This is a genomic window from Hominimerdicola alba 8 (genome assembly GCF_000178155.2).
Classification (GTDB): Bacteria; Bacillota; Clostridia; order Oscillospirales; family Ruminococcaceae; genus Hominimerdicola; species Hominimerdicola alba_C.
Genome location: NZ_ADKM02000083.1, coordinates 1 through 6,031 on the forward strand (window position 1 = coordinate 1; position 6,031 = coordinate 6,031).

General features: G+C 47.3%; 6 protein-coding genes. 1 reads left to right on the plus strand and 5 read right to left on the minus strand.

The genetic code is table 11. The features are described from left to right. Positions 1-714: 714 nt before the first annotated feature. Both CUS_RS09020 and CUS_RS09025 read right to left on the minus strand, forming a co-directional pair. Entirely contained in the window at positions 715-2,466 is a 1,752-nt protein-coding gene (locus CUS_RS09020; RefSeq protein ID WP_002849835.1) for a 1-deoxy-D-xylulose-5-phosphate synthase, read from the minus strand. A gap of 18 nt (positions 2,467-2,484) precedes the next feature. Next, positions 2,485-2,940, minus strand: a complete 456-nt coding sequence (locus CUS_RS09025) for a flavodoxin (protein ID WP_002849833.1) — start codon at positions 2,938-2,940, stop codon at positions 2,485-2,487. A 160-nt stretch (positions 2,941-3,100) separates the two neighbouring features. On the opposite strand from CUS_RS09025, the gene CUS_RS09030 reads away from it, so the two are divergent. After that, positions 3,101-3,943 (plus strand): LysR family transcriptional regulator, encoded by an 843-nt coding sequence (locus tag CUS_RS09030; protein ID WP_002849837.1) that lies wholly within the window; start codon positions 3,101-3,103, stop codon positions 3,941-3,943. A gap of 120 nt (positions 3,944-4,063) precedes the next feature. Here CUS_RS09030 and CUS_RS09035 read toward each other — a convergent pair whose 3' ends face one another. The 3 genes from CUS_RS09035 to CUS_RS09045 all read right to left on the minus strand — a co-directional run. Further along, entirely contained in the window at positions 4,064-4,822 is a 759-nt protein-coding gene (locus tag CUS_RS09035; RefSeq protein WP_002849834.1) for a flavodoxin, read from the minus strand. A 12-nt stretch (positions 4,823-4,834) separates the two neighbouring features. Then, positions 4,835-5,419: a DapH/DapD/GlmU-related protein gene (locus CUS_RS09040; protein WP_002849836.1), complete on the minus strand. Its 585-nt coding sequence runs from the start codon at positions 5,417-5,419 to the stop codon at positions 4,835-4,837. A gap of 26 nt (positions 5,420-5,445) precedes the next feature. After that, positions 5,446-6,031, minus strand: a 586-nt coding sequence (locus tag CUS_RS09045; RefSeq protein WP_002849838.1) for a LysR family transcriptional regulator substrate-binding protein, incomplete at its 5' end; no start/stop codon positions are given.

Consider the following 6,031-nt stretch of genomic DNA (forward strand, 5'->3'; position numbering starts at 1 on the left):
CTCACTCCCATTTCTTGATAAATTATAGCCGATTATAAAACATAATTCTACCTTTTCATTATATCACTCCACACTCCAAAAATCAATCCCATTTCCGAGAGATCCACCCTCTAAAATCACCGTCATCATGGGCAGAGATCCCGTGTTTAAACAATGCAAGAGGGAGAATTTCCATGAACAATCTGTAAACTCCACAAAAAAACATGCCAAAAAACTCAGATTTTACGGTAGATAGGTTAAAGCAAGTGATGTTATAGGCAATCATTAAATCCCGCGTATTTTAAGTGGAGATAGTAGATATGAACAGTCAAAGCCCCATACAAATGTTGTGTGAAATTTTGAAACGGACAAAAAATGCAGAGCCGGTGCGGCTCTGCATTGGGGATGAAAATACAACATGAAAAACACTAAAACAGGAGTTTGATAATTCAAAAATATCCTTATAGATCCTCAATATAAAACGTGGTTATCCCGCTGACACACCACAAAAACGGCGGTTTTACAGAACTTAAGGTGGTTGGCGTACGGGCGCTCAATTATCCTTTTGTTTACAGCATTTTCAGCTATAGCAATCCAACTGTTTAAATTCACAAAATCCAGTCGCAAAAGCTAGGATTTATGGGTTTTGTGACTGGATTTTGTCTGAATTTTAAGGCGGATTGCTATAGTGTGCTAAAGGGATAGTCATAATATAAAATTCCGTGAGGCATATCATCACTTCAGCGAATCAGTGATCTCAGCGGTCAGCTTATCAACGGAAATACCGTGAGCGTCCAGCAGTTCCTCTGCCTTGAATTCAGTGTGGAATGCCTTTGAAATACCGTGACAGTGGACACGCATTTCACTATCTCCGTAGAATGCCGCGATATTCTGTCCGTAGCCGCCCATTACCTCACCGTCCTCGATCGTGATAACAAGGCTGTGATCTGCTTTCAGTTCGTTCAGCAGTTCCTTGTCTACACCGCTGACAAATCTCGGATCAATGACCGTAATTTCAACGCCTGTATTTGCCTTCACCTTGTCAGCGACCTCCAGCGCCATTGGAACAAGTCCGCCCACTGCAATGAGTGCGACCTTGCCGCCCCTGCGTTCTATCTTGTTTTTCAGAACGGAATAATCGGTATCGTCAGCGACACCTGTTGATTTCAGATTGCCAACTACCCTGATAGCAACAGGGTGTTCCTTCTGCGTTGTCGCATAACGGAACATCTGCGTAAATTCCTCGTTGCTTGCAGGTGCAAGATAAATGAGATTTGAGATATGCGCAAACATCTGTATATCGCAGAGCGCGATGTGAGTATTGGAATTCATTCCGTATGCGCCCGGACTGAGGATAAGGAAAGTCGCAGGGCTGTTATTCAGGCAGACATCGTGTGACATCTGATCGTAAGTTCTCTGGAAGAAAGGAGCGAATGTGCCGAACACCGCTGTACCGCCGTTTCGTGCGATACCGCCTGCCATAGCGACTGCATTTTCCTCAGCGATGCCAACATCAATGAACTGCCCACGCTCAACATATTCCTCACGGACACCCTGCACAAAGCCAAGTCCCATAGGAGTTGCGGCGTTCAGAACAATTGCATTTTCGTTGGTATCCAGCAGTTCTTTCAGGCAGTTGAACACCACATTTTCGCCGCCCTCATCAGGGTATATCGGAGAGCCGTCCTCAACGTGGAAAGGTCCGCCTGCGTGCCAGCTTTCACGGTCTTTTTCAGCATATGGCAGACCCTTGCCCTTGATGGTATGGATATGCAGTACAACAGGGTGGTCGATGCCTTTCACGCTTTCAAACAGTTCTACCAGCTTTGCAGTATCGTGACCGTCATCAAGATAGCGGTAATCAAGCCCCATCGCACAGAAGAGATTATCTTCGGCAGTGCCGTTCGACTCACGGAGTTTTTTCAGCGTTTTGTAGAGTCCGCCGTGATTTTCAGCGATACTCTGGTCGTTGTCGTTGACGATGATTATAAGGTTTTTATCATACTCGCCTGCATAGTCCAGCGCTTCCAGCGCCTCGCCGCCCGAAAGTGAACCGTCACCGATAAGTGCGATGATATTCTCACTGCCCTTATTCAGGTCACGTCCTTTGGCAAGTCCCAGTGCAAGAGAAACAGAGGTCGAAGTATGACCTACGATGAACATATCATGTTCGCTCTCGTTGGGGTTGGTATAGCCCGTCACATCATGGAAGTGTGCATCGTCCAGAAAGGCTTCCTTTCTGCCTGTCAATATCTTGTGCGGATAGCACTGGTGTGAAACGTCAAATACTATCTTGTCTTTTGGTGAGTCGAACACATAGTGTAGTGCCACTGTCAGTTCCACCACGCCGAGGTTCGGTCCCTGATGTCCGCCCGCCTTGCTTATCTTGTTGATGAGTGCGGCTCTTGTTTCGTCTGCAAGTGTCTTTAGCTGTGATACCTCCAGCTTTTTTATATCGGAAGGTCCATTGATTTTTTCTAAGTACATTTTCATATCCTCCTTGTGTTAAAGTTCCAGCCATTCTCTGACATAAGTTTCTGTCAGATGATTCCCGTCAATGCTTTTGTGAACATTTCCCCTGCACAGCTTCTTTATGTCGTCAGTGCCCACAGCGCCGCTGCCGCCGTGAGTATTGAAGAGATAGACATTCTTGCCTGTCAGGTCATACTGTTCAAGAAATCTCAGAACGATCATGGGACAGGTATACCACCACGCGGGGTAGCCCAGCACGATATCGGTGTACTGCGATATATCAGCAATGCCGCCTGAAAATGGAGGTCTTGCGTCCTTGTCACGCTCTTTTTTCGCCTGTGCCGCACATATCGGGTATATCTTCGAGTATGCCTTTTCAGGTCTTAGTTCAAACATATCACCGCCTGTTGTTTCAGCGATGAGTCCGGCGGCTTTTCGTGTATTGCCGCCCCATGAAAAGAATACAGTCAGGAATTTTCTTTCCGTCATAGCAAACAGCACACCTCCTTTTGGGTTGATTTTGATACTGACTTGTGTTATAATATAAGCAGATATCCTGTTATGACCATATTATAGCATATTATTATTGAGATGTACAATGCCGAAATAACATACTTCTATAAACCAAACTTATACTGAGGTGATACTAATGCCGGAATTATATCTTATGCGGCAGCTTGTCGCATTCAAAGAATACGGCACACTTTCCGAGGCAGCCGAAAGGCTGTACCTCTCACAGCCTGCACTTAGCCGAAATATGAGAAAGCTGGAGGATGAGATAGGCGTGCCGCTGTTCGTGCGCAGCCGCAATAAGCTGGAACTGAACGAAAATGGCGTACTGACCGCCGAACTTGCCGAGAAAGCCATATCCGAGATAGACAGCATCGCAAAACAGGTGCGTGACTTTGACCGCAGCAGAAAAACCATATCACTGGGGGTCTGTGCCCCTGCACCCATCTGGAAACTGACACCTCTGCTGTCGCAGCTATACCCGACAATGACGATAAAGACCGAGATTGCAGATGAAACCGAACTGCTGGAGGGTCTGCACAATGGGCAGTATCAGCTGATCGTGCTGCATTTTAAGCCCGAAAACAAGCACTACATCAGCAGCGCCTGCGGAACGGAAAAGCTGTTTTTCTCGCTGCCGCCGACCCACAGGCTTGCCAATAAAACGACGCTCAGCTTTTCCGAACTTGACGGTGAGAGTTTCCTGCTGATGTCAGAGATAGGGTTCTGGCATGATATGACGGTCAGAAAGATGCCACATTCCAGATTTCTGATACAAAATGACCGCACTACTTTCGATGAGATAATCAATGCTTCGGTCCTTCCCACATTCAGTACAGACACCGCAAATGCGTTTCTGGGAAAAAGCGCCGAACGTGTCGAGGTGCCCATTACCGATGAAGAAGCGGAAGTACATTATTTCCTTGTTTGTCTTAAGGATAACGAGAAGCAGTTCAGACAGCTGCTTGAAGGAACTGCGTGAGTATCTTGACAGCGAACTGAATAAACACAAGTTCTTCGGACAACGTGTACCGCGCTGATTCTGATCTTATACAAGCAACAAAACGGCGATCCGTCACAGGACCGCCGTTTTTATGTTATATTAAAAGCCTAAGCCGTCAAGCCAGTCACGTACAGCCTGCTGTGTATCGGAACTGAATTTCTGCGCTGTTTTGCCTTGTATCGCCATGCCGTCAAGCACCTGTGCATTCGGCAGATAGCTTGCTATCGCAGAATATGTTCCCGATTCGCCGCTTCCCTCATGGGTGTTGAACGGGATAACTACCTTGTCGGAAAAGTCGCAGCTGTCCATAAAAGTATAGACCGCCATCGGCATATCGCCCCACCATATCGGGTAACCTAAGAACACGATGTCGTACTGCTCCATATTCTCCACACCGCCCTGAATTTCGGGGCGTGCTTTGTCGGCAAGTTCCTGCTTTGCCACATCACAGCATTCGTCATAATCCGCAGGATAGGGCGTTACAGTTTCGATATGAAAGCTGTCCGCACCGACCTCACTTGCGATATACTCTGCCACAATTTGAGTATTGCCCACATCTATCGTGCCGACATTGTAGTTCTCGTCGGCTCTGGAAAAATACGCCACAAGGATATTCTTGCCGTCACTTTCTGTCGGAGTTTCTGTATCAGCCTGCGTTGTAACGGTACTTTCATCAGACTGCTTATCATCGGCTTTTGTTTCATCGGTTTTGCTGTCCTGCCTGTTCAGCTTTTCCTGCACTGCCGCCTTGTCATTTTCAGCAACGCTGGGTGCAGAGGCAGGCTCGCCGCTTCCGCAGGCGGTCATACCCAGTGCCATGAAAAGTGCAGAAACTATGACAGCTATCATTTTTTTCATACACAGACCTCCTTAATCCTTCATCCGCTCAGAGTCAAGCATTTTGATGACCTTTGCAGGCACACCGCCGACCACCGCGTAGTCGGGAACATCTTTAGTGACAACTGCACCTGCCGCTACGACAGCATATCTGCCAATGGTCACGCCTGGACAGATCGTACAGCCCATACCGAGCCACGCATTTTTACCGACCGTGACTTTGCCGTAGGTATAGGTGGTGTGACGGTCGTACATATCGTGATTGATAGTTGCTATCCTCAGTCCCGGTGCAGCCATTACGCCGTCCTCAAATTCGATGCCGCCCGATGCCGAAAGAATTGCCGAGTGATTTATAAACACATTCTTTCCGAACTTCACACGGTTGCCGAAATCACAGGTAAACGGAGTGAGTATACGTACATCATCGAGTTTGCGCCCGAACAGTTCTTCAAGATAGCCCACATACGACATATCATCGGGAAGAACAGCATTCGCTTTTGCGCACAGCACTCTCGCCCTCATCATTTCATCGACTGCTTCTTTGAAGTAAGGTTCAGTAACTTTTGTTGGACCTCCCTTATCCATCAGGTCGTATACATAACCCTTCTCGTATTCCATTTTATTTCCTCCTGTTCGTGTTGAACTCAAAACTGCTTTTTAAGTATTTCGATAAATTCGTTGGTATGTTTTTTGGGATTGTCCGCTTTCATAAACGCACAGTACCGCCTGATGATCGGCTTGCCGTTCCGCAGCAGCCGCACCGCTTTTGTGGTGGTCTGCACCGCATCTCCACTGCCCTCGATGGGCATAAATCCATTTCCCTGAATGACCTGCATAAGCGCATCGTCAATGTATTCCGTGAAGTATATCTCGCTTTTGAAGCCTAAGTCATTGGCATAAAAACTGCGTTCCGTTTCCTGCTGTTCGGGAGAGGAAAGGAGTATCAGCGGCGTGTTTTTGAGGTCGCTTATCTCAACCTCGTCAAGCTGTGCAAGGGGGGAATTTGCCGATATCTCAGCATAATACTCTCTGATGTCAAGCACGATGTTCACATACTCGTCCGAGAACGCCCTGCGCTGGTCGTTCAAGACAATATCAAGTTCACCATTCCGCAGAAGTGCATAAAGAGCATCGTGATTTCCGTGTGTGACCTCCACTGTTACATCAGGGTACTGCACCGTGAATTCGGAAACCGCAGAATTGAACTCCTTGCCGCTGTACCCTTTGAGC